This window comes from Neisseria sp. HMSC070A01 (assembly GCF_001810165.1).
Classification (GTDB): Bacteria; Pseudomonadota; Gammaproteobacteria; order Burkholderiales; family Neisseriaceae; genus Neisseria.
The window spans coordinates 94,420-118,782 of the sequence record NZ_KV800120.1; the positions used below are offsets into that span (position 1 = coordinate 94,420).

Sequence of the window (24,363 nt, forward strand, 5' to 3'; positions counted from 1 at the left end):
TTAAAACAGAAAGACCCATCCATGCCCAAACGTACCGACCTAAAATCCATCCTTATCATCGGCGCCGGCCCTATCGTTATCGGTCAGGCCTGCGAATTTGACTATTCGGGCGCACAGGCCTGTAAGGCTTTGCGTGAAGAAGGTTATAAAGTCATTCTGGTGAATTCCAACCCTGCCACCATCATGACCGACCCTGAAATGGCGGATGTTACCTACATCGAGCCGATTATGTGGCAGACGGTGGAGAAGATTATCGCCAAAGAGCGTCCTGACGCGATTCTGCCCACGATGGGCGGTCAGACCGCGCTGAACTGTGCGCTGGATTTGGCGCGCAACGGCGTGCTGGCGAAATACAACGTCGAGCTGATCGGTGCGACCGAAGACGCGATTGACAAGGCAGAAGACCGCGGTCGTTTTAAAGAAGCGATGGAAAAAATTGGTTTGTCTTGCCCGAAATCTTTTGTCTGCCACACCATGAACGAGGCATTGGCAGCGCAAGAACAGGTCGGCTTCCCTACCCTGATTCGTCCTTCTTTCACCATGGGCGGTTCGGGCGGCGGTATTGCCTACAATAAAGACGAGTTCTTGGCGATTTGCGAACGCGGTTTCGATGCGTCGCCTACGCATGAGCTGCTGATTGAGCAGTCCGTTCTCGGCTGGAAAGAGTACGAGATGGAAGTGGTGCGCGATAAAAACGACAACTGCATCATCATCTGCTCGATTGAGAACTTCGACCCGATGGGCGTACATACCGGCGACTCCATTACTGTTGCGCCTGCACAAACATTGACCGACAAAGAATACCAAATCATGCGTAATGCTTCGTTGGCAGTATTGCGCGAAATCGGCGTGGATACCGGCGGCTCAAACGTTCAGTTTGCAGTAAACCCTGAAAACGGCGAGATGATTGTCATTGAGATGAACCCGCGCGTAAGCCGTTCTTCCGCGTTGGCATCTAAAGCAACCGGCTTCCCGATTGCGAAGGTGGCGGCGAAACTGGCTGTCGGTTTTACGCTGGACGAGTTGCGCAACGACATTACCGGCGGCCGTACGCCCGCGTCGTTCGAGCCTTCCATCGACTATGTCGTCACCAAAATCCCGCGTTTTGCGTTTGAAAAATTCCCCGCCGCAGACGACCGCCTGACCACGCAGATGAAATCGGTGGGCGAAGTAATGGCGATGGGCCGTACCATTCAAGAAAGCTTCCAAAAAGCCTTGCGCGGTTTGGAAACCGGCTTGTGCGGCTTTAACCCTCGCAGCGAAGACAAAGCGGAAATCCGCCGCGAACTGGCCAACCCAGGCCCTGAGCGCATGCTGTTTGTGGCAGACGCGTTCCGCGCAGGCTTCACGCTGGAAGAAATCCACGAAATCTGTGCCATCGACCCTTGGTTCTTGGCGCAAATCGAAGACTTGGTGAAAGAAGAAAAATCGGTTTCAGACGGCCAGTTGCAAGATTTGGATTACGCCGCTTTACGCCGTCTGAAACGCAAAGGCTTCTCTGACAAACGTTTGGCACAATTGTTGAACGTAAGCGAAAAAGAAGTCCGCGAACACCGCTACGCGCTGAACCTGCATCCGGTTTACAAACGCGTCGACACCTGCGCCGCCGAGTTTGCCACCGAAACCGCCTACCTCTACTCCACTTACGAAGAAGAATGCGAATCCCGTCCTTCCGACCGTAAAAAAGTGATGATTCTCGGCGGCGGCCCAAACCGTATCGGCCAAGGTATTGAATTTGACTACTGCTGCGTTCATGCCGCACTCGCCCTGCGCGAATCCGGTTTTGAAACCATTATGGTCAACTGCAACCCTGAAACCGTATCTACCGACTTCGACACCAGCGACCGCCTGTACTTCGAGCCGCTGACCTTGGAAGACGTATTGGAAATCGTCCGCACCGAAAACCCATGGGGTGTGATTGTGCATTACGGCGGCCAAACTCCGCTCAAACTGGCCAATGCCTTGGTGGCAAACGGCGTGAACATCATCGGCACATCTGCCGACAGCATCGATGCTGCCGAAGACCGCGAACGCTTCCAAAAAGTATTGAACGACTTAGGTCTGCGCCAACCGCCTAACCGCATCGCCCACAACGAAGAAGAAGCCCTCGTTAAAGCCGAAGAAATCGGTTATCCGTTGGTTGTCCGTCCTTCTTACGTCCTCGGCGGCCGCGCCATGCAGATTGTTCACTCTGCCGAAGAGTTGCAAAAATACATGCGCGAAGCCGTACAAGTTTCCGAAGACAGCCCCGTATTGCTCGACTTCTTCTTGAACAACGCCATCGAAGTGGACGTAGACTGCGTTTCAGACGGCCAAGATGTCGTTATCGGCGGCATCATGCAACACGTCGAACAAGCAGGTATCCACTCCGGCGACTCCGGCTGTTCATTGCCTCCATACTCATTGGACGAAGAAATTCAAGACGAAATCCGCCGTCAAACTAAAGCCATGGCATACGCACTGGGCGTGGTCGGCTTGATGAACGTACAGTTTGCCGTACAAGACGGCGTGGTCTTCGTACTGGAAGTGAACCCACGCGCCAGCCGTACCGTACCGTTCGTATCCAAAGCCACCGGCGTACCGCTCGCCAAAGTCGGCGCACGCGTGATGGCAGGCATTTCGCTGAAAGAGCAAGGCGTAGAAAAAGAAGTCATCCCGGACTTCTACGCCGTTAAAGAAGCCGTGTTCCCATTCATCAAATTCCCGGGTGTGGACACCATTCTCGGCCCTGAAATGCGTTCTACCGGCGAAGTCATGGGCGTAGGCGCAAGCTTCGGCGAAGCCTACTTCAAAGCCCAACTCGGCGCAGGCGAACGCTTGAGCACAACCGGCAAAATCTTCCTTGCCGTACGCGACGAAGACAAACCGCTCATCGTCAAAACCGCACAAAACTTCCAAGCACTCGGCTACGGTGTCTGCGCCACACGCGGTACCGCCGAATACTTGAAAGAACACGGCATCATCGTACAAGCGGTCAACAAAGTGCAGGAAGGCCGCCCACACATCGTGGACGCCATTAAAAACGGCGAAATCGCACTGGTGGTCAACACCGTCGGCAGCACAGTGCAATCTGTTACCGACAGCCACAGCATCCGCCGCACCTCCCTCACCCAACGCGTACCGCAATACACCACCATCGCCGGCGGCGAAGCTATGAGCGAAGGCGCAAAAAGCCGCGAACACTTGGGCGTGTACAGCGTACAGGAGTTGCATGGCCGTCTGAAAAACAAAGCCTAATCAATCCTATCGGATTTAAATAGCTAAAAGGCCGTCTGAAACCTGATTGCTCAGTTTCAGACGGCCTTTTCATATTTCGAATTCCAACCGTCTATCCATCAAAACAACCTTTTCTGCCGTCTCCCGACAAGCGATAGCAACATGAAATATAATTTCGTTATTGATTGGATTCATATGACAAAATTGTTGTTTTTTCATCATCATCCCAAAATATTGAGTTTAACGCCTATTCTCCTTGCTTTATAATGGCCGTCTGAAAGAAAAATACAATTAAAGCAGAAGCATGTCTTTGCAACTTAAGCAGATTTGCATAATTAAATATATGCTTTAATCATAATAATGATAAAATAATACGGCTTTCCTCTAAATTAAAGGGAAAACTGCACAAGAAACGGAAAATAAAATGAGTGTCGGATTATTGCGTGTTTTGGTTCAAAGCCAGACCATCTCAAATCAACAAGCGGAACATTACAACAGCCTTTTACAATCGGGCAAAGAAATCCTGCCCGACTTGTTTTCAGACGGCATCATCACCCCTAAAGCCTTGGGCGAATTGGTTGCGCGCGTATTCAGCTATCCCCTTTTGGATTTACACTACTATCCGCGCAATAATGTAGTCAGCGACATCCTGACGGAAGAGCAAATGGTGCAAAACCGTTGCGTTCCGATTTTCAAACGCGGACGCAAGGTTTATTTCGCCGTATCCGATCCGACTCAAATCCAAAACTTCCAAAAAATCGCTTTTTCTTCAGGTTTAAGTGTTGATTTGGTAGTGGTTCCCGATGACCAACTCAGCTCCTTACTGGAATGGTTGGGTCAGCGTTCGACCACCATTCTGAAAGAAATCAACGAAGAACATGAAGCAACGCAGCAATCTCAGTCGCTTTATATCGATAATGAAGAGGCTGAAGACGGCCCTATCCCCCGCTTCATCCACAAAACCTTATCCGATGCCCTGAATGCGGGCGCATCGGACATCCACTTTGAATTCTACGAACAAATGGCGCGCGTCCGTTTCCGTGTGGACGGGCAACTGCGCGAAGTCGTACAGCCGCCTGTCGCCGTGCGCGGTCAGTTGGCATCGCGTATCAAAGTGATGGCGCGTTTGGATATTTCCGAAAAACGTATTCCGCAAGACGGTAGAATTCAAATTGCCTTCCACAAACATGGCCGTCCGATTGACTTCCGTGTCAGCACTTTGCCGACGTTGTTTGGCGAAAAAGTGGTGATGCGTATCCTAAATTCCGATGGTACATCGCTCAATATCGACCAGCTCGGTTTAGAGCCTTTCCAAAAAGAAATGTTGCTTGAGGCCATCAACCGCCCTTACGGCATGGTGTTGGTTACCGGTCCGACAGGTTCGGGCAAAACCGTTTCGCTCTATACCTGCCTGAGCATTTTGAACACGGAAGATGTCAACATTTCAACAGCAGAGGATCCGGCCGAGATTAACCTGCCGGGCGTCAACCAAGTCAACGTCAATGAGAAACAAGGCCTGACGTTTGCCACCGCACTCCGATCCTTCTTACGTCAAGATCCTGATATTATTATGGTCGGTGAGATCCGCGACTTGGAAACCGCCGACATCGCCATTAAAGCCGCCCAAACCGGCCACATGGTTTTCTCTACCCTGCATACCAATAATGCACCGGCCACACTGTCCCGCCTTTTGAACATGGGTGTTGCGCCTTTCAACATCGCCAGCTCGGTCAGCCTGATTATGGCGCAAAGGCTGTTGCGCAGGCTATGTCCAAACTGCAAACGCGAAGTGGAGCGCCCGCCGGTTCCGGCATTGAAAAAAGCCGGCTTTACCGATGCGGACTTGGCTCAAGATTGGAAGCTCTACCGCCCGGTTGGTTGCGACAGCTGCCGCGGCAAAGGCTTTAAAGGCCGCGTCGGTATTTATGAAGTCATGCCGGTCAGCGATGAAATGCAAAAAGTCATTATGAACAACGGTACAGAAGTTGATATCATGAACATGGCCTATCAGGAATGCATGGTAGACCTGCGTCGTGCCGGCCTCATGAAAGTCATGCAGGGCCTGACTTCTTTGGAAGAAGTAACTGCTCATACCAATGACTAAACTGCCATATTTTCGAAAATTACAATAAAGCGGCATGGGGAAACAGTCCGCTTTATTTCTTACTAACAAGGGATAACTCATGGCTCAAGCAGAGCAAAAAAGAAGTCTGTTCGGTTCAAGAAGCAAAGGTAAGCGTTTTACGTTTGAAGGAAAAAACATCGAGACCGAACGTCTTGTCCGCGGCGAAGTAGTTGCCAAAGATGAAGAAGAGGCGCGCAAAAAACTCCAGCGCAGAGGCATTCGTCCTTTGCGTATCAGCAAAGTCAAAACCGCACGCAAACGCCGCATTACCCAAGAAGACATCACGGTGTTTACGCGCCAATTGGCAACGATGATGAAGGCAGGCTTGCCGCTGATGCAGGCTTTTGAAATCGTTGCTCGCGGCCACTCCAATCCGAGCATGACCGAAATGCTGATGCAGGTTCGCTCCGATGTCGAACAAGGTAGCGCATTAGGCAAATCGTTCTCCAAATATCCAAAATATTTCGACCGTTTCTATTGCAACCTGGTCAGCGCAGGCGAGTCCGGCGGCGTATTAGAAAGCCTATTGGACAAACTGGCTGTTTATAAAGAAAAAACCCAAGCCATTAAGAAAAAGGTTAAAACCGCGCTGACCTACCCGATTGCCATTATCGTGGTAGCCATCGCGCTTATCTTCATCATGATGATGTTTGTACTGCCTGCCTTTAAAGAAGTTTATGCCAATATGGGTGCAGAGCTGCCAGACCTTACCCAACTCGTCATGAACTTGTCTGATTTATTTGTCGACTACGGCTGGATTATGATCATCCTTTTGATTGCTTCCGCCTTCGGCCTGTACAAACTCCATGAGAAATCGCCCACCTTCCAAAAGCGAATCGATGCTTTGATTTTGAGGTTGCCTATCTTCGGTACCATCGTCCGTAAAGCGACCATTGCCCGTTGGGCGCGTACGACTTCTACCCTCTTCGCAGCCGGCGTTCCTTTGGTGGAAGTATTAGATTCAGTTGCAGGCGCATCCGGCAATATTCTCTATGAAGAAGCCACTCAAGACATCCGCGCCAAGGTAACCCAAGGTCTGTCGCTGACATCCAGTATGCAAAGTACTGATATGTTCCCCAACATGGTGATTCAAATGGCGGCCATCGGCGAAGAGTCTGGCTCCTTGGATGATATGCTGAACAAAGCGGCCGAATTCTACGAAGATGAAGTAGACAACTCCGTCTCCCGCTTATCTGCCTTGATGGAACCTATCATTATGGTGGTATTGGGTTCGCTCATCGGTATTTTGCTGATTGCCATGTATCTGCCGTTGTTCAACTTGGGTAATGTCGTAGGTTGATATGCTTGATAGTATTTACTCTGCCATCGACGCCCTCTCCGTTCTTGCGCCATTCGTTATTCCTTTAGCCGTTATTTTGGGATTACTGATTGGCAGCTTTCTGAACGTCGTCATTTATCGCACGCCGATAATGATGGAGCGTGAATGGACACAATTTTCCAAAGAGCATTTGGGCATCGAGCTGACAGACGAAGAAAAACAGCCATTTAATCTGCGTAAACCGGATTCACGCTGCCCAAAATGCGAAAGTCCGATCAGAGTTTGGCAAAATATACCCATCCTCAGCTATGTTTTCCTAGGTGGGAAATGCCACGCCTGCAAAACCCATATCAGCATACGCTATCCGTTGATTGAGCTGCTGACAGGTGTCTTATTCGGTATTGTCGCGTGGCAATACGGCTGGTCATGGGCAACTATTGGCGGATTAATTCTGACTGCCATATTGATTGCGCTGACCTTTATCGATGCCGATACGCAATATTTGCCCGACAGCCTGACTCAGCCCCTAATTTGGATCGGCCTGCTGTTTAATCTGAACGATACATTCGTGCCCCTGCATTCAGCCGTTTGGGGTGCAATCGCAGGCTATATGAGCCTTTATACTTTATGCGCCGTCTATAAACTTCTGACCGGTAAAATCGGCATGGGCAATGGCGATTTCAAACTTTTGGCCGCACTCGGTGCATGGCTGGGCGTAGGGATATTGCCTGTTCTGATCTTCATGGCTGCCTTAGTCGGGCTGGTGTGCGCGCTCATCGCCCGCGTCGGCAAAGGCCAATATTTTGCTTTTGGCCCCAGCCTTGCTGTGGCAGGATGGATTATTTTGGTTGCCAATGCACCTATTACCCAACTGGTACAATGGTGGCTCGTACAATCAGGATTCCGATAATGACATTATGGATAGGCTTGACCGGCGGTATCGGCAGCGGCAAATCATCTATCGCCCAAATGTTTGCCGAACTTGGCGTACCCATTATCGATGCCGATGCCATCAGCCGCTCACTGACCGCTGAAAACGGCGAAGCACTTCCAGCCATCCGTCAGCTTTTCGGCGATGAGGTTTTTGACAACGAAGGCCGTCTGAATCGTACGGCTTTACGGGAAGAAGTTTTCAGACGGCCTCAATCCAAAAAACAACTGGAAAACCTGCTTCTTCCATTAATCTTAAACAAAATCCAACAGCAGAAACAAAAACTTGCTTCCTCTGCCTACGGCATTGTCGATGTCCCGCTTTTAATTGAGAATCCGGCATTTAAAGCGGAGACCGACCGCATTTTAGTTGTAGATGTTCCGGAGTCCGTCCAAATCAAACGCGTACACCAACGCAATGGTTTTTCAGAAGAACAAACGCGTCAAATCATGGCAACCCAAGCTTCCCGATCTGACAGACTGCTTCATGCCGACGATGTATTGGACAATACCCATAGCTTGGAAGAAGCAAAAATCAAGGTTACCCGTTTGCATCAATACTATCAATCCATTGCACAATCACTGAAAGAAACTGCATGACTGCTCCTGTTGTAAAATGCCCAACCTGCCACAAAGAAGTCGTTTGGAACACCGACAGCCCCTACCGCCCTTTCTGCAGCAAACGGTGTAAACTCATTGATTTAGGCGAGTGGGCGCAAGAAAAATACACCGTTTCTTCGGAAGACGACCCCTTTTCAGACCTGTTGGACGGCAAATAAACTGCGCCGCTTCCTTCAGCCTATCCAAAACAGGCTCAAAACAGTAAAATACCCTCTTTATTCCAATCTATTCCATCCACCATGCTCACCTTCCAACAAATTATTTTCAAATTACAAAACTACTGGGCAGACAAAGGCTGCACCGTTATCCAACCTTTCGATATGGAAGTTGGTGCCGGTACTTCACATCCAGCCACCTGCCTGCGTGCATTAGGCCCAGAGCCTTGGTTTGCCGCTTACGTTCAACCCAGCCGCCGCCCCAAAGACGGCCGCTATGGCGACAACCCCAACCGCCTGCAACACTACTATCAATTCCAAGTTGCGCTCAAACCTGCACCGGCCAATATTCAAGACCTCTACCTCGATTCCCTGCGCGAATTGGGTATCGACCCTAAAGTACACGACATCCGCTTTGTCGAAGACGACTGGGAAAACCCTACTCTCGGCGCTTGGGGCTTGGGTTGGGAAGTTTGGCTCAACGGCATGGAAGTAACCCAATTCACCTACTTCCAACAAGTCGGCGGTATCGACTGCTCCCCTGTACTTGGTGAAATCACCTACGGCATCGAGCGTCTCGCCATGTATTTGCAAGGCGTGGAAAATGTGTACGACCTCGTTTGGGCAAAAACCCTTGATGGCAACATCGTCACTTACGGTGATGTTTATCATCAAAACGAAGTCGAACAATCCACCTACAACTTCGAATACAGCGATGCCGATTGGCTCTTGCGCCAATTCAACGACTACGAAGAACAAGCCAAACGCCTGCTTGCAGTTGAAGACACCAGTCTTGCCCTGCCTGCTTACGAGCTTGTACTCAAAGCCGGCCACACGTTCAACCTCTTGGATGCACGCGGCGCCATTTCCGTTACCGAACGCGCAACTTACATCGGCCGCATTCGTGCACTGAGCCGTATCGTTGCACAAAAATTCGTTGAAAGCCGCGAGAAACTGGGCTTCCCATTACTTAAAAACCAATAAGTCCGCACATGCTTACCACGCCGCCCTTTGATACATTCAAGTGGCGGCGTTTCTATTTTCAGACGGCCTTAACGTTGTTGCCATCGCAAACACTTCCAGCCTGCTTTCAGGTAAAATAAGCCCTTTATTACATAAACCGTCTGAAAACATGAGTTCATCCTCTTCTGCAAAAACACCCTTTTTCTTACTTTCCCTCGTTGCCATCATTCTTGACCAACTGAGCAAATGGGAAATCTTGAAACACTTTACTGAAGGAGAACGCCTCAATATCATTCCAAACTTTTTTGACCTGACACTTGCCTATAATCCAGGCGCGGCATTCAGCTTTTTGGCCGACCAAGGCGGCTGGCAAAAATTCTTCTTTTTAGGTTTGGCCGTCGTCATCAGCCTGTATTTGGCCCGTGCTATCTGGCGTGATGAGTTTGGCCGCTGGGGCAAACTGGGGGCGGCCATGATTATCGGCGGCGCAATTGGCAATGTGGTTGACCGTCTGATTCACGGCCACGTTGTCGATTTTCTGCTTTTCTATTGGCAAAACTGGTTTTACCCAGCATTTAACATTGCTGACAGCTTTATCTGCGTTGGCGCGGTTTGCTTGGTATTAGATGGTTTGCTGCACAAAAAAACATCTTCAAACGACACAAAGGCCGTCTGAAAACGGAACACACATGACTCAAAAAACCATTATCCTTGCCAATCCCCGTGGCTTCTGTGCCGGCGTTGACCGCGCCATCAGCATTGTTGAACGTGCACTCGAAGAGTTCGGCGCGCCTATTTACGTCCGCCATGAGGTCGTTCACAACAAATTCGTCGTGGACAATCTGCGGGCAAAAGGTGCCGTCTTTGTCGATGATTTGGCGGATGTACCCAAGGGTGCCACGCTGATTTACTCTGCTCACGGCGTATCCAAAGCCGTACAGGAAGAAGCGGCACAACGCGGTTTCCGCGTTTTTGATGCCACCTGCCCTTTGGTAACCAAAGTCCACAAAGAAGTAGCCCGTCTCGATGCCCAAGATTACGAAATCATCATGATCGGCCACAAAGGCCACGTCGAAGTAGAAGGCACAATGGGACAATTGCCTCCGGGTAAAATGTTTTTGGTCGAGACAGTGGAAGATGTGGCCGGGCTGAACGTCAAAAATCCTGACAAGCTTGCCTACGTCAGCCAAACCACTTTATCGGTGGACGAAACCAAAGACATCATTGCAGCTTTAAATCAACGCTTCCCCAATATCCGCAATCCGCACAAAGAAGACATCTGCTACGCCACAACCAACCGCCAAACTGCCGTTAAAGAATTGGCGGAAGAATGCGACCTCGTGATTGTTGTCGGTTCGCCCAACTCTTCCAACAGCAACCGCTTGCGTGAAGTAGCCGCATTGCGCGGAGTCGATGCCTATATGGTCGATAATGCTTCCTATCTGAAAAAAGAATGGTTTGAAAACAAAACCAAGGTCGGTGTGACTGCCGGCGCATCCGCTCCCGAAGTCTTGGTTCGAGAAGTCTTACAAACCATTCAAGACTGGGGACATGAGACCATACGTGAAGGAGAAGGCGCAGAAGAAAGCATTGTATTTGTCTTGCCTAAAGAATTGCGCCGTGAGGGCGAAAACAAGCAAATTCTCAATAAAGGGTAGGCTTGTTATTTGCTTTATTTGAAACTCAAGGCCGTCTGAAAATTTTCAGACGGCCTTGAGTTTATTTTGCCAATAAAAAAGACCTGCCTTAAAGGCAGGTCTTTTCATACCTTATCCTGATTATTTCTCAGGAGTGTGTTGCTGACGGCGCAAGATTGCTGGAATTTCAAAGTCATCCAGTACAGACTGGTTGCTGAAATCAGCCGCAGTCAGATTCATAGAACGGATATTGCGGTTGGTACGAACCAGGCTTTCAGCACTGCTTTGGCTTTGAGCTTGAGGCGCTTCTTCCGCACCGCGTACCAATTGTTGGGTACGGGCAGCAGCGCGCAGTTGGTTGTCAGTACCGTTTTCTTTCAAGCCGGTAGCAATGATGGTAATACGGATAGCGTCTTCGCTCATGCTCTCATCTTCGGCAGCACCAAATTTGCATTCCACTTCAGGGTGTGCATTTTGGTTGACGATACGCATAATCTCGTTGAACTCAGACATTTTCAGGCAGCCAGGAGCAGTGGTAATGTTTACCAATACACCGCGTGCACCATCCAAAGTAACATTATCCAAGAGCGGGCTGGAGATAGCCTGATCGGTGGCCAAACGGGCACGGTCGATACCTTGTGCGAAACCAGAACCCATCATGGCGATACCGCGATTGCTCATCACGGTCTTCACGTCGGCGAAATCCAAGTTGATCATGTCGCTAGGACAAGTCACCACTTCGGAAATACCGGCAACCGCGTCACGCAGTACATTATCGGCCGCACGGAAAGCTTCACGCATGGTCACGTCTTCGCCCAAGGCAGTCATCAATTTGTCATTCGGGATAATAATTAGGGAATCAACGCGCTCTTTGAGCTGATCCAAACCTGCTTGAGCAATGTGTACGCGTTTGCCTTCGTAAGCAAACGGACGGGTTACAACCGCAACGGTCAGGATACCCATTTCTTTAGCGATTTCAGCCACAACAGGAGCAGAGCCGGTACCTGTACCGCCACCCATACCGGTAGTGATGAACAGCATATTTGCACCGCGGATGGCATCTTCGATGGCTTCGCGATCTTCTTGAGCAGCGGCGCGACCGATTTCAGGATTTGCACCGGCACCCAAACCGCGAGTCAGGTTTGTACCCAATTGAATGCGTTTAGCCGCATTGTTTTTAGCCAATGATTGCGCATCGGTATTGGCACTGATGAACTCAACACCATGAATAGTGTTGGCAACCATGTTGTTGATGGCATTACAGCCGCCGCCACCCAAACCGATAACTTTAATAACAGCAGGGCTTGTTGCTGATTCTGCTACGTCGTAAACAAATTCCATTCAATAATCCTCCGCGCCCCGCTTTATAAGGACGGTTCAAAAATAACTTATTATCCGTATTATATAAGAAGTATCCTGATACTGGCAAAAATCTTCTTATCATCCGACTGTCGGCGTTATATTTTTACTACAATTTTTAACAGAAAATATACAAGTCTTAAATTATTCACTTAGCAATTATTTAAAACCGTTTAAATTCTACTTAAATATTCAGGACAAACGGATTTTACACCACCTGCCCTGAACGCTTTTATCAGAAATTGTCTCTGAAGAATCTTTGGATTTTTTCCCACAGACCCATTTTTTTGCCTGAATCATTCAGGGCAATCGCACCGGTTCGGCTGGTTTGTTCACCCTCTTCAGCAGCATAGGCCGTCTGAAGCAGACCAATTGCTGTTGAATAGCGTGGATTGCGGATACGCTCGGATACGCCGCCCATTTCCTGCGGAACACCGATACGGGCCGGCAAATTAAAGACTTCTTCCGCCAACTCAACAATACCGGTCAACATAGAAGCACCGCCGGTCAAAACGATACCGGAAGTCAGCACTTCTTCAGGGAAGCCGGAACGGCGCAATTCGTTCAGCGTCAATTCCAAAATCTCTTCTACGCGCGGGCCGATGATTTCAGCCAATACGCGGCGTGAAATTTGACGTGATTGACGGTCACCAACACTAGGAACTTCAATCATTTCATCCAAGCCGTCCATAGTCGGAATGGCGGCACCGTAATGGATTTTGATGTACTCGGCTGCACTGTGCGGCGTACGCAGGGCTTGCGCCAAGTCTTTGGTAATCAAATCGCCGGCAACGGGAATAACCGCGGTATGGCGGATGGCGCCATTGGTATAAACCGCGATGTCGGTTGTACCACCACCGATATCGATGACGCACACACCCAAATCTTTTTCGTCTTCAGTCAAAACGGCGTGACCGCTCGCCAAAGGCTGAAGCATGATTTGATCCATTTGCAGGCCGCAGCGTTGGATACATTTTTGGATATTTTGCAAAGCAGTGTTCGCACCAGTAATGATGTGTACACGGGTATCCAAACGCACGCCGCTCATGCCGATAGGCTCTTTCACACCGGGTTGGTTGTCGATGATGTACTCTTGAACCACGGTATGTAAGATATTGTGATCAGGCGGAATATTGATGGCTTTGGCCGTTTCGATGGCACGATCGATGTCGGCTTGCGATACTTCGCCATCTTTAATTTTGACCACGCCTTGTGAATTCAGGCTGCGGATATGGTTACCGGCAATACCGGTAACAACGTGGGAAATTTTGGTATCTGCCATCAACTCGGCATCTTCTACCGCCTGACGAATGGCTTGCGCGGTAGCGTCGATATTGGTCACCATACCTGCACGCAGGCCGCGTGAAGGACTTTGGCCCAAGCCGACAATGTGGATTTCATTATCTTCCCGAATCTCGCCGATTAAGGCGATGACCTTGGACGTACCAATGTCTAAGGCACTGATATATTTATTTTGTTGTTGTTCCATAATTGCTCGTTCGCTATGTTGTCTGACTGACGGTTTGATTATTTTTGAAACAAGATTGCTTCACGTCTAATCGGCTATTCACTGTCGGAAGGATTTTCAGACGGCCTGTAACGGACTGAAAAACCATCCTTATAACGCATATCGATATACTCGATACGACTTTGTTTTTTACGCAGCAACGACGGCCAAATCTGGGCAAACTGCTGCAAACGTTTGATTTCGTTTTCACGCCCCAAACGCACGGTAATGCCGTTGTTCAATACAAGCAGCCATGCCGAACGCGGCGTGTAGATCAATTCTTTAATGGTCAGTTTCAACGGACTCAAAATACCGGAAAAGTCCGCATAATGTTTGACCATGTCTTTGCCTGTCCCCTGCTGCCCTTCAAATATAGGCAGGTCCTGTTTCAGGCTTGCGGCAAACACATTACCCTTACTATCCACCAAGCCGCCAGCGCGCCAGTGTGCAACCGGCACGCGCTCGGTCAGGATAATTTCCACGGTTTCCGGAAAACGGCGGCGCACCATTGCCGAGTCAATCCAAGGCAACTCCTGAAAAGCGGCCTGCGCCGAATCAATATCGGCGCGGAACATATTACCTCTGATATGCTCTCTTGCAACGGTTTGTAATTCTTTGCCGGAAGCATATTTCAGCTTGCCCTGAATGGCAATCTGTTTCACAGGGAAATATTTGGAATTGTAAAGCCAAGCTATGCCCGAACCTATCAGCAGAAAGGCCATCAGCAACAATAGCCGGCGGGTCAGCCGACCCAGTGCGCCTGCATCATCCCACATGAGCGGTCTTCAAAATCTCAATACATAAATCAGCAAAATCTACGCCGGTATGGGCTGCAGATTTTGGCACCAAACTGTGGCTGGTCATACCGGGTAAGGTATTGATTTCCAAAAGATACAGCTTACCGTCCGTATCTTTCAGAAAGTCCACGCGCGAACAACCGTCCGCACCAATCGCCTGCGCGCCACGCACGGCCAGTTCACGCATCAGGTTTTCCTCTGCCTCGCTCAAATCTTCCGACGGGCATTGATAAACCGTATCGTCGCGGTTGTATTTGGCTTCGTAATCGTAAAACTCGGTAGCCGGAATAATATGAATGCTCGGCAGACCTTTGCCGTTCAATACCGGGCAAGAATACTCGCCACCGCCGATAAAGCGTTCGGCAATAATTTCGCCCTGCAAATGTTTCAATTCTTCGTAAACGCTTTTCAGACGGCCTTTTTCTTTGACTTTTACAACACCGACGCTGCTGCCTTCCGCGGCGGGTTTCACAAACATCGGCAGGCCCAATTTTTCTTCAACGGCATCAAAGTCGCTGTCGTCATGCAATACGGCAAATTCAGGAACAGGCAAACCCACGGCCTGCCAAATCAGTTTGCAGCGGTATTTGTCCATACCCAGTGCGGAAGCGGCCACACCGCTGCCGGTATAAGGAATACCCATCAGTTCCAATGCGCCTTGAATCGCGCCATCTTCGCCGAAAGTGCCGTGCAAAATATTGAAGGCCGTCTGAAAACCTTGTGTTTTTAATTCAGACAACGGGGTTTCTTTGGGGTCGAACGCATGGGCATCCACGCCTTTGCTTTTCAAGGCAGCCAAAATAGCGGCGCCGCTGTCTAGAGAAACTTCGCGCTCGCTGGAGAAGCCGCCCATCAACACGGCCACTTTGCCAAAATTCTGCATAATTTCTACTTTCTTAAATACTGATACAGGCCGTCTGAAATATTGTTCAGACGACCTATGTGTCCTCAAAGGCAAATATGCCTGTTTATTATGATTGTTTCGACAATTCCACCAATGCAGACGGAACGCGGTTGATGCTGCCGGCACCCATATTCAGTACAACATCGCCGTCTTGCAAAACATTCAGCAGCATTTGCGGCAAATCGGCAACGTTTTCGCAGTAAATCGGCTCAAGTTTGCCCAATACGCGGATGGCGCGTGCCAAGGCGCGGGAATCGGCTGCAGCAATCGGCTCTTCGCCTGCGGCATAAACTTCGGTCAACACCAGCGCATCGACAGTATTGAGGACTTTGGTAAAGTCTTCAAACAAATCGCGCGTGCGGGTATAGCGGTGCGGTTGGAAAGCCAAGACCAAGCGTTTTTCAGGGTATGCGCCGCGTGCGGCGGCCAGAGTTGCCGCCATTTCGACAGGATGGTGCCCATAATCATCCACCAGCAGCGCGGCTCCGCCGTTTGGCAATTTGATGTCGCCATATTTTTGGAAACGACGGCCGACACCTTCAAAGCCGAGCAAGCCTTTTTGAATAGCTTCAACCGATGCACCAACTTCCAGCGCAACGCCGATAGCTGCCAACGCATTGAGGACGTTGTGGCGGCCGGGCATATTCAAAACAACTTCAAACGGCTCTTGCTCATGTCCTTTCATTTGAACATGAACGGTAAATTTCATTTGCGCACCGACGTTTTCAATATCGGTCGCGTAGATATCGGCAGTATCGTCCAAGCCGTAAGTGGCGTAAGGTTTGCTGATTTTCGGCAAAATCGCGCGGACGTGTTCGCTGTCGATACACAAAAAGGCTTTGCCGTAAAACGGCATACGGTGAATGAAGTCGACAAACGCCTGATGCAGTTTCTCAACGCTGTGTCCGTAAGTGTCCATATGGTCTTCGTCGATATTGGTTACGACGGACATAATCGGCGTCAGATACAGGAAAGAAGCATCGGATTCGTCGGCTTCGGCAACAATGTATTCGCCTTTACCCAAACGGGCGTTGGTACCCGCGGCGTTGAGCTTGCCGCCGATAACGAAAGTCGGGTCGAGTCCTGCAGCGCCGAGAATAGAAGCAGTCAGGCTGGTGGTTGTGGTTTTGCCGTGCGTACCGGCAATGGCGATACCATCGCGGAAGCGCATCAATTCTGCCAACATCAGTGCACGCGGAATCACGGGAATCTGCTGTTCCAACGCAGCAACGACTTCGGGATTGTCTTTTTTGACGGCGGTAGAGGTAACAACCACGTCGGCACCATTGACGTGTTCGGCAGTATGGCCGGGATAAACTTGGATGCCGAGAGCGCTCAAATGCTCGGTAACGGCATTACGCGCCTGATCCGAACCGGAAACTTTAAAGCCCAAATTGTGTAAAACTTCGGCAATACCGCTCATGCCGACGCCGCCGATTCCGACAAAATGGATGTTGGTGACTCGATTTTTCATCATAATGTTGCGTTCCGGTTGGTTTTTAGTGCGTAAAGGCGTTATTTTAAAGGGCTATCCGCTTCTGCGCTATGCTTTTATTGTAAAGGAATTTTAACAAAAGCAATAAAGGCTGTCTGAAACGCCGTTAATCAACTTTTCAGACGGCCTTGAACAAAGTCTGCCTGCTTATTCGGTACAGGATATGGCAATTTCCGCCACATCGTCCGCACTGTGCGGCAACGCCAAGGTACGGGCATTTTTCGCCCATTTCAGGCATTTTTCACGGTTTAATCCGCCGAGGATTTCGGCCAGTTTTTCTGCCGTCAGTTGAGTTTGCGGCAGCAGCAAACCGGCTTCAGCCTGCACCATAAAACGCGCATTGGCTGTTTGGTGGTCGTCCACCGCGTGCGGATACGGCACCAGTAGCGCCCCCAAACCCGCAGCCGTCAGCTCGGCAATCGTCAGCGCGCCGGCACGGCAAATTACCAAATCGGCATCACGGTAGGCGGATACCATATCGGTAATAAACTCCACGCACTCGGCTTGCACACCCAACGCATCGTAATCCGCCTGCAGGTTGCCCAATTTATTGCGGCCGGACTGATGATACATCTGCGGACGGGCCGCTTCAGGCAACAATGCCAAAGCTTGCGGAACGGTTTTATTCAACACATCCGCACCCAAACTGCCGCCCACCACCAAAACTTTCAGACGGCCTTGACGGTTTTCAAAGCGTTCTTCGGGAACAGGCAATGCCGCAATATCGGCACGGACAGGGTTACCCACCAATCCGCCTTCATGTTGAAAGGCTTTGGGGAAAGCATACAGAACACGTTTTGCCCAACGCGACAGTTGGCGGTTGGACAAACCGGCTACGGCGTTTTGCTCGTGAATCACAATCGGCACCCCGGAAATTTTTGCCGCCACGCCGCCGGGGAAAGTAACGAAACCGCCAAAACCGATAACGCACTCGACACGGTGTTTCTTAATAATCTGCTGCGCCTCGCGGACGGTTTTATACAGCGTAAACGGCAACATCAGCTTGCGCTTGATGCCGTTGCCGCGGATGCCTTTAATGGCCAGCGTTTCCAAGCGTATGCCGTATTGCGGCACGATGCGCTCTTCCATCGAATCTTTACTGCCCAGCCAAATCACATGATGGCCGCGCTTTTGCAGCGACTCGGCAACCGCCAATGCAGGGAAAATATGACCGCCCGTACCGCCGGCCATCAGCATAAAAGTTTTACCGCTCATGGTTTTACTCCACTGAATAACCGCGCATTTTTTGGCGGTTTTCATAATCAATGCGCAATAACAAAGTAACGCACACCAGCATGATAAAGACAGCCGAACCGCCATAAGACATAAACGGCAAAGTCAGGCCTTTAGTGGGCAGGATACCGATGTTTACACCGATATTGAAGAAACTTTGAATACCAATCCAAATACCGATGCCGTTGGCGATGTACGCGCTGAACATCAAGCCCGAATCACGCGCCTGTTTGCCGATGGAAAACGCGCGCCACACCAGCCAGCCGTAGCAGAACACCAAAACCAGCATCCCTAAAAAGCCGAATTCTTCGCCGATGACGGCAAAAATAAAGTCCGTGTGCGCTTCAGGCAGATAGAAACGTTTTTCCAAACTTGCGCCCAAGCCCTCGCCAAACCAGCCGCCGCGCGCAATCGCCATCAAAGAATGCGTCAGCTGATAGCCTTTGCCCAAAGGATCGCTCCACGGGTCCAAAAACGCCGCCACACGCGCCATACGGTAAGGCGCGGCCAAAATCAGCAAACCCATTCCGCTCACAACGGTCGCCACCAATACGGCAAAGTACTTCCACGGAAAGCCTGCCAAAAACAGCATACCCATGGTAATCACGACAATCACGACAAACGAGCCGAAATCCGGCTGGCCCATAATCAAAACCAAACCGACCGCCACCGACATAATCGGCAGAATCAGGGTTTTAAATTTACGGAAGCGTTCCTTCACCCTTACCCAAGCTTCACTTTTAAAAGGGCTGCACACTAAATCGCCAATACCGGTAAACAAAGACGACCAACCCAAAGAATCCAAATCGCGCAACATTTCTTCACGGCGCGTAAACAGGCTGGACAAATACAAAACCGTTGCCAATTTGAAAAACTCGGTTGGCTGCAAGTTGAGCGGTCCGATATGAATCCAGCGCGTCGCGCCGTTAATCTCACGGCCGACAAACAAAACCAGCAACAACAGCAAACCGGAAACGACAAAATAAAACGGAATAATCCGCCGCCAAAAGCTCATCTTCAACAGGAAAAGCGGCAAGCACATGGCCACCGTAAACAGGATAAACATTGCCTGTTTGGACACAAAAGAAAACTGGCTGCCCCCATCCGATGCCGCATACGCAATAGAGGCCGAATAAATCATTACCAAGCTGAAGGTCGTCATCAAAACGACCATCCACAAGAGAGAAACATCAAACTTCCGACCATCGCGCGCAATCGGCCGGTCAAGCATTTTGGAAAGACTAATCATGAAAACATCCGTAACGGCTTGAATAAAATATTCAGACGGCCTGCTAATGGGCAAGAGGCCGTCTGAAAAAATGAATTAACGTTATTTTAAAGGTTTATTTCCAAACCAACAATTCAGAATCTTTAAAGATGCCTGATTCCGACGTTCTTTGCGCCCTCCCCTACCCTTTGATACCGGCAAAAGGCCGTCTGAAAACGTTTTTATGTTTTCAGACGACCTTCTATAAATCTTTTCCTCAGGCAAACAGACCGTTTTGTATCCAATGCAAACCCTAAACCACCTGCGGTATTTCCGCCCACGGCTGTATCTGTTCCAACTGCGCGGCGAGGCTAAGCAGCGTGTCTTCGCGCCCGAGTGCAGCGGCGAACTGGGTACCGACAGGCAGCCCGTTATGCCGGTAAAGCGGCACACTCATGGCGGGGTTGCCGCTCATGTTCAGCGGCGACGTATAACCGACGTATTGCAGCGCGGCGGCGGCTTCTTTTTCTAAAAACGGGTTGTTTTTCAACAGAAAACCCAAGCGCAGCGTGCCAAACAGCAGGCGCATGGCTTTTTGTGCGGCGGGCGGCGGCATCATCTCGCCGATTTTCGGCGTGGTGCGCGGGCAGACGGGCGTCATCAACACGTCGTAGCGCGTGAAAAATGCTGTGGCGGCACGTTCCTGCGCCAGCATCACGTCGCGCGCCCATGCCATTTCGCCCGCGCTGATTTGCCGACCCTGCACAATCATTGCCCACGTTGTCGGCTCAAGCAGGCGGTGCGGCAGTTTTTGCCCGGTTTCGTATTGATATTGGTAGAACAGTTTTGCCGTTTCGCCCATGACGATGATGCGGGCGGCTCGGTTGAGCTGTTCGGGTGGCGCAAAATCGGGCGTGGCTTCTTCCAATTCGTGTCCCGCGTCTTGCATCAGTTTCAGACTATGGGCGAACGCGGCTTCCGTTCCTTCGTCGTTACCGCCGCCAAACCATGTCTGTTTCCAAAAAGCGATTTTCAGACGACCTGTTTCTAGTTTCAGGCTGTCTGCAAAACCGTTTTCGGGCGGCGGCGGGCAGGCATACAGGGCGCGGGCTTGGGTTTGGGCGGCGATGTCCAGCAAAACCGCGCTGTCGCGCACGCTGCGGGTCAACACATGGTCGCATACCAAACCTTGCCATGCCTCCGATGCGTTCGGCGCGTAACTGCTGCGGCCGCGCGTGGGTTTCAGCCCGAACACGCCGCAGTTGTGCGCGGGTAAGCGAATGGAGCCGCCACCGTCGCTGCCGTGCGCTGCGGGTACGACGCCCGAAGCCACTGCCGCCGCCGCGCCTCCGCTGCTGCCGCCCGCGGTGTAATCCAAATGCCACGGATTGCGCGTGATGCCGTAAATTTCGGTTTCGGTAACGGGATACGCGCCCCATTCGGGCGTAGTGGTTTTGCCGAACACGCGCAGCCCCGCATCGAGATAGGCTTGGGTCAAATCGCTGTTTTGTTTGGCAATGTAATACTGCATCATACGCGAACCCGACCATGTCGGCGCGCCTTCCCAATCCGCCAGCAAGTCTTTGAGCAAAAACGGTACGCCCGCCAGCGGCGTATCGGCATTTTCAGAAGACCCCTGCCACGCCGCCGCGCGTTCGCGCAAATCGTGCGCCAACAGATTGAGCTTGGGATTGACTTCGTCCAAGCGGTTTAAAGCAGCCTGCAACACTTCATCGGCGGAGACTTCTTTTTTACGGATCAGCTCTGCCAAACCGACGGCATCGTAACGGATGTAGTCTTGAAAATTCATGGGTTTTCCTTTCGGATTGATAAACACACGTTTTGTCGGTCAGGCATAGCTGCCCGCTGCCTCGCTGTTTGCCCGCATAGGCAAATTTTAAGAAACAGTAACACCGGATAAAGGCAAGGAACAAGTTTACCGTTGCTGCAAAAAGGTCGTCTGAAACTGCCTTGACGTTTGCAGACGACCTTTTTGCCAATAGTGCTCAAGGTTTACGGTAAAACCAACCCTCTTTTCATGTTTCAGACGACCTTACAAAGCCTTAAACGCCTCGATAAAGACTTCCGAACGGTGCGCATAGCCTTTGAACATATCAAAGCTCGCGCAGGCGGGGCTGAGCAGCACGATATCGCCCGCTTCGGCTTGGGCGTATGCCGTCTGAACCGCTTCTTCCAAAGTGGCGCAGTCGGTCATATTCAGACCGCAGCCGTCCAAATCGCGGCGGATTTGCGGCGCATCGACGCCGATCAAGAACACGCCTTTTGCCTTGCCGGCAAGCGCATCGCGCAATGGCGTGAAGTCCTGCCCTTTGCCCATGCCGCCCAAAATCACGAAGAGCGGATTTTGCAAACCGGCAATCGCGGCGGCGGTTGCGCCGACGTTTGTGCCTTTGCTGTCGTCGATGAATACCACGCCGTTTTTCTCGCCGATTTTTTCCACGCGGTGCGGCAAGCCTTGGAAGGTTTTAACGTGTTCGAGCAATGCTTCGCGCGGCAAACCGATAGCCTCGCACAAAGCCACGGCAGCCATAACGTTGGCGGCGTTGTGCAAGCCTTGCAGCGGGATATCTTGCGTAGAAATCAAATCTTCATTGCCTTGTTTCAGGCGGCCTGTCTCGCGTTCCAACCAAAAATCGGCTTCGTGTTCCAACGAAAACCATTTCACCTCGCGCCCGGCACGCTTCATCGCACGGCAGAACGCATCATCCGCATTCAAAACCTGTACGCCATCGCCACGGAAAATCTTGTCCTTGGTATGCGCATAGTCGAGCAAGTCGTCGTAGCGGTCGAGATGGTCTTCGGAGATGTTCAGCACCGTCGCCGCAGTCGGGCGCAGGCTTTCAGTGTTTTCCAGTTGGAAGCTGGAAAGCTCCAACACCCACACGTCAGCCTTCTTGCCTTCACGCTGCAATTCCGCCTCCAAAACCGGCGTACCGATATTGCCCGCGATAACGGTATCCAGACCACACTTGATGCAGAGATAGCCGACCAGGCTCGTTACCGTCGTTTTGCCGTTGCTGCCGGTAATCGCAATCACCTTGTCGCCGCGGCGGTTCACAACATCTGCCAACAATTCGATATCGCCCAACACACGCCCGCCGTTTTGCTTGAACGCCTCGATATCCGGCTGCCGCTCGCTGATGCCGGGGCTGAGCGCCAAAATATCGAAACCGTTGGAGAGCGCATCTTTTAGACGGCCCGTATAAAACACCAGCCCGTCAAATATCTTACCAATTTGCGACACGCGCTCCGGTTTTAACTCCGCATCATAAGCAGCCACCTCCGCGCCGTTTTTGCGCAGATAGGCAATCATGGAAATACCCGTGCCGCCAAGCCCGGCGACGAGGATTTTTTTATTTTGAAAAGTCATTTTGGTTTTGTCCTAGTTTTTTCAGACGGCATTTCATAAACCGCTCAATAACCCGATTCTAAACGACGGTAACCGTCACATCCTAGCCGATTACCGTTATTACATGCCATACCGAGCCACGCTTTGGCAACTCTTAGATTTTGGCGGACACCTTGTCCATTAGCATACATTGCACCCACATTGTATTGGGCTTTGACATGACCTTGCATTGCTGCCTTTTCAATCCACTTCACTGCCTGCACATAGTTTTGACGGACTCCTTGTCCATTGGCATACATCACACCTAAATTATATTGGGCTTTGACATCACCCTGCTTTGTAGCTTTACGATACCATTTAACCGCTTCGACATAGTCTTGGCGTACACCTTGTCCGTCGGTATACATCACACCTAAATTATATTGGGCTTGAGCATCACCCTGTTCTGCCGCTTTTCTATACCATTTTGCCGCTTCGACATAGTCTTGGATCATACCTTGCCCATTAGCATACATCACACCTAAATTAAGTTGGGCTTCAGCACTTCCTTGTTCCGCTGCTTTATGGAACCATTTCGCCGCTTCAGCATAGTCTTGATGTACGCCTTGTCCGTTGACATACATTACACCCAAATTGGATTGGGCAGCTGCATCCCCTTGTTCTGCTGCCTTGCGAAACCACCGCACTGCCTCTGCATAATCCTGGCGCACACCTTTTCCGTTGACATACATCAACCCCAAATTAGATTGTGCTCGGGTATCTCCCTGTTTCGCTGCTTTACGATACCACTTGACCGCTTCAGCATAGTCTTGGCGCACGCCTTGTCCATCAGCATACATTACACCCAAAATATATTGAGCAGGAACATAACCTTGTTCCGCCACCCACAAAATTTTCTGAACGTCAGGAACCTCTTCCGCATACACTGTTTGTCCTATACCGAAAACCAGCAAGGCTACCATCATTTTTTTTAATAATTTATTCATTTTAAAATCCATTACATTCAAATTATTGTTTCTGTTTTATCCTAGTTTTTTCAGACGGCCCTTAGCAAAATTCAATACCCTGCCTAATCCAATTGGCGATAAACATCACAACTTTGCTTGTCTCCATTAGCACAAGCCTTCTTAAACCATTCTTTAGCAACTATTTTACTTTGACGTACACCTTGCCCTTTTTCATACATCAAACCCAAATTATATTGAGCATCTGCATACCCCTGCTCTGCTGCCTTGAGATACCATTGCACCGCCTGTGCATAGTCCTGACGAACTCCTTGCCCATTGTCGTACATCACACCCAAATTATTTTGAGCTTGGGCATGTCCTTGTTCAGCCGCCTTGTGATACCACTCCACTGCCTTTGCATAGTTTTGGTGCACGCCTTGCCCTTTTTCATACATCATACCCAAATTAATTTGAGCACCTGCATGTCCCTGTTCCGCAGCCTTGCGATACCACTGCACCGCATTTGTATAGTCTTGACGAACTCCTTTTCCATTATCATACATCACACCCAAATTATTTTGCGCATCTGCATGTCCCTGTTCCGCAGCCTTGCGATAC

General features: G+C 50.4%; 20 protein-coding genes. 9 read left to right on the forward strand and 11 right to left on the reverse strand.

The genetic code is table 11. The annotated features are described in order from the left end of the window. The first annotated feature begins 21 nt into the window (after positions 1-21). The 9 genes from carB to ispH all read left to right on the forward strand — a co-directional run bounded on the left by carB (position 22) and on the right by ispH (position 10,947). Positions 22-3,237 (forward strand): carbamoyl-phosphate synthase large subunit, encoded by a 3,216-nt coding sequence (carB, locus tag HMPREF2711_RS03530; protein WP_070615534.1) that lies wholly within the window; start codon positions 22-24, stop codon positions 3,235-3,237. A 403-nt stretch (positions 3,238-3,640) separates the two neighbouring features. Next, the gene (gene pilB / locus HMPREF2711_RS03535; protein ID WP_070615537.1) at positions 3,641-5,320 is read left to right on the forward strand and encodes a type IV-A pilus assembly ATPase PilB; all 1,680 of its coding nucleotides are present in this window, start codon (positions 3,641-3,643) and stop codon (positions 5,318-5,320) included. Between the two features lie 79 nt (positions 5,321-5,399). Beyond that, positions 5,400-6,641, forward strand: a complete 1,242-nt coding sequence (locus HMPREF2711_RS03540; RefSeq protein WP_070615539.1) for a type II secretion system F family protein — start codon at positions 5,400-5,402, stop codon at positions 6,639-6,641. 1 nt (position 6,642) lies between these two features. Beyond that, entirely contained in the window at positions 6,643-7,530 is an 888-nt protein-coding gene (locus HMPREF2711_RS03545; protein ID WP_070615546.1) for a prepilin peptidase, read from the forward strand. Further along, positions 7,530-8,150 carry a dephospho-CoA kinase gene (gene coaE / locus HMPREF2711_RS03550; protein ID WP_070615547.1) on the forward strand — a complete coding sequence of 207 codons (621 nt, stop codon included), beginning with the start codon at positions 7,530-7,532 and terminating at the stop codon, positions 8,148-8,150. The genes HMPREF2711_RS03545 and coaE overlap by 1 nt, the downstream gene beginning before the upstream one ends. Beyond that, positions 8,147-8,329, forward strand: coding sequence for a DNA gyrase inhibitor YacG (gene yacG, locus HMPREF2711_RS03555; protein ID WP_003682475.1), 183 nt, complete (start codon positions 8,147-8,149; stop codon positions 8,327-8,329). The genes coaE and yacG overlap by 4 nt, the downstream gene beginning before the upstream one ends. Positions 8,330-8,410: 81 nt before the next feature. Further along, positions 8,411-9,310 carry a glycine--tRNA ligase subunit alpha gene (gene glyQ / locus HMPREF2711_RS03560; protein WP_003685919.1) on the forward strand — a complete coding sequence of 300 codons (900 nt, stop codon included), beginning with the start codon at positions 8,411-8,413 and terminating at the stop codon, positions 9,308-9,310. Positions 9,311-9,458: 148 nt separating this feature from the next. Beyond that, a complete protein-coding gene (gene lspA, locus HMPREF2711_RS03565) occupies positions 9,459-9,965 on the forward strand; it encodes a signal peptidase II (protein WP_070615550.1) in 507 nt (168 codons plus the stop codon). Positions 9,966-9,978: 13 nt separating this feature from the next. Further along, positions 9,979-10,947, forward strand: a complete 969-nt coding sequence (ispH, locus tag HMPREF2711_RS03570; RefSeq protein WP_049331909.1) for a 4-hydroxy-3-methylbut-2-enyl diphosphate reductase — start codon at positions 9,979-9,981, stop codon at positions 10,945-10,947. A gap of 120 nt (positions 10,948-11,067) precedes the next feature. Here ispH and ftsZ read toward each other — a convergent pair whose 3' ends face one another. The 11 genes from ftsZ to HMPREF2711_RS11100 all read right to left on the reverse strand — a co-directional run. Next, entirely contained in the window at positions 11,068-12,267 is a 1,200-nt protein-coding gene (ftsZ, locus tag HMPREF2711_RS03575) for a cell division protein FtsZ (RefSeq protein ID WP_003748303.1), read from the reverse strand. A 253-nt stretch (positions 12,268-12,520) separates the two neighbouring features. After that, entirely contained in the window at positions 12,521-13,774 is a 1,254-nt protein-coding gene (ftsA, locus tag HMPREF2711_RS03580; protein ID WP_003682483.1) for a cell division protein FtsA, read from the reverse strand. A 74-nt stretch (positions 13,775-13,848) separates the two neighbouring features. Next, positions 13,849-14,568: a cell division protein FtsQ/DivIB gene (locus HMPREF2711_RS03585; RefSeq protein WP_003748302.1), complete on the reverse strand. Its 720-nt coding sequence runs from the start codon at positions 14,566-14,568 to the stop codon at positions 13,849-13,851. Then, the gene (locus HMPREF2711_RS03590; RefSeq protein ID WP_003748301.1) at positions 14,558-15,472 is read right to left on the reverse strand and encodes a D-alanine--D-alanine ligase; all 915 of its coding nucleotides are present in this window, start codon (positions 15,470-15,472) and stop codon (positions 14,558-14,560) included. Before HMPREF2711_RS03590 ends, HMPREF2711_RS03585 begins: the two co-directional genes overlap by 11 nt. An 88-nt stretch (positions 15,473-15,560) precedes the next feature. Then, positions 15,561-16,970, reverse strand: coding sequence for a UDP-N-acetylmuramate--L-alanine ligase (gene murC, locus HMPREF2711_RS03595; protein WP_003748299.1), 1,410 nt, complete (start codon positions 16,968-16,970; stop codon positions 15,561-15,563). Between the two features lie 165 nt (positions 16,971-17,135). Next, positions 17,136-18,203, reverse strand: a complete 1,068-nt coding sequence (murG, locus tag HMPREF2711_RS03600; protein WP_003748297.1) for an undecaprenyldiphospho-muramoylpentapeptide beta-N-acetylglucosaminyltransferase — start codon at positions 18,201-18,203, stop codon at positions 17,136-17,138. A gap of 4 nt (positions 18,204-18,207) precedes the next feature. After that, positions 18,208-19,470 (reverse strand): FtsW/RodA/SpoVE family cell cycle protein, encoded by a 1,263-nt coding sequence (locus HMPREF2711_RS03605; RefSeq protein WP_003748295.1) that lies wholly within the window; start codon positions 19,468-19,470, stop codon positions 18,208-18,210. Between the two features lie 271 nt (positions 19,471-19,741). Beyond that, positions 19,742-21,238: an amidase gene (locus HMPREF2711_RS03610; RefSeq protein ID WP_070615553.1), complete on the reverse strand. Its 1,497-nt coding sequence runs from the start codon at positions 21,236-21,238 to the stop codon at positions 19,742-19,744. Positions 21,239-21,481: 243 nt separating this feature from the next. Continuing rightward, positions 21,482-22,819 (reverse strand): UDP-N-acetylmuramoyl-L-alanine--D-glutamate ligase, encoded by a 1,338-nt coding sequence (gene murD, locus HMPREF2711_RS03615; RefSeq protein WP_003748291.1) that lies wholly within the window; start codon positions 22,817-22,819, stop codon positions 21,482-21,484. Between the two features lie 44 nt (positions 22,820-22,863). Continuing rightward, entirely contained in the window at positions 22,864-23,784 is a 921-nt protein-coding gene (locus HMPREF2711_RS03620) for an SEL1-like repeat protein (protein WP_036493421.1), read from the reverse strand. Between the two features lie 83 nt (positions 23,785-23,867). Then, positions 23,868-24,363, reverse strand: a 496-nt coding sequence (locus HMPREF2711_RS11100) for a tetratricopeptide repeat protein (RefSeq protein ID WP_168162755.1), incomplete at its 5' end; no start/stop codon positions are given.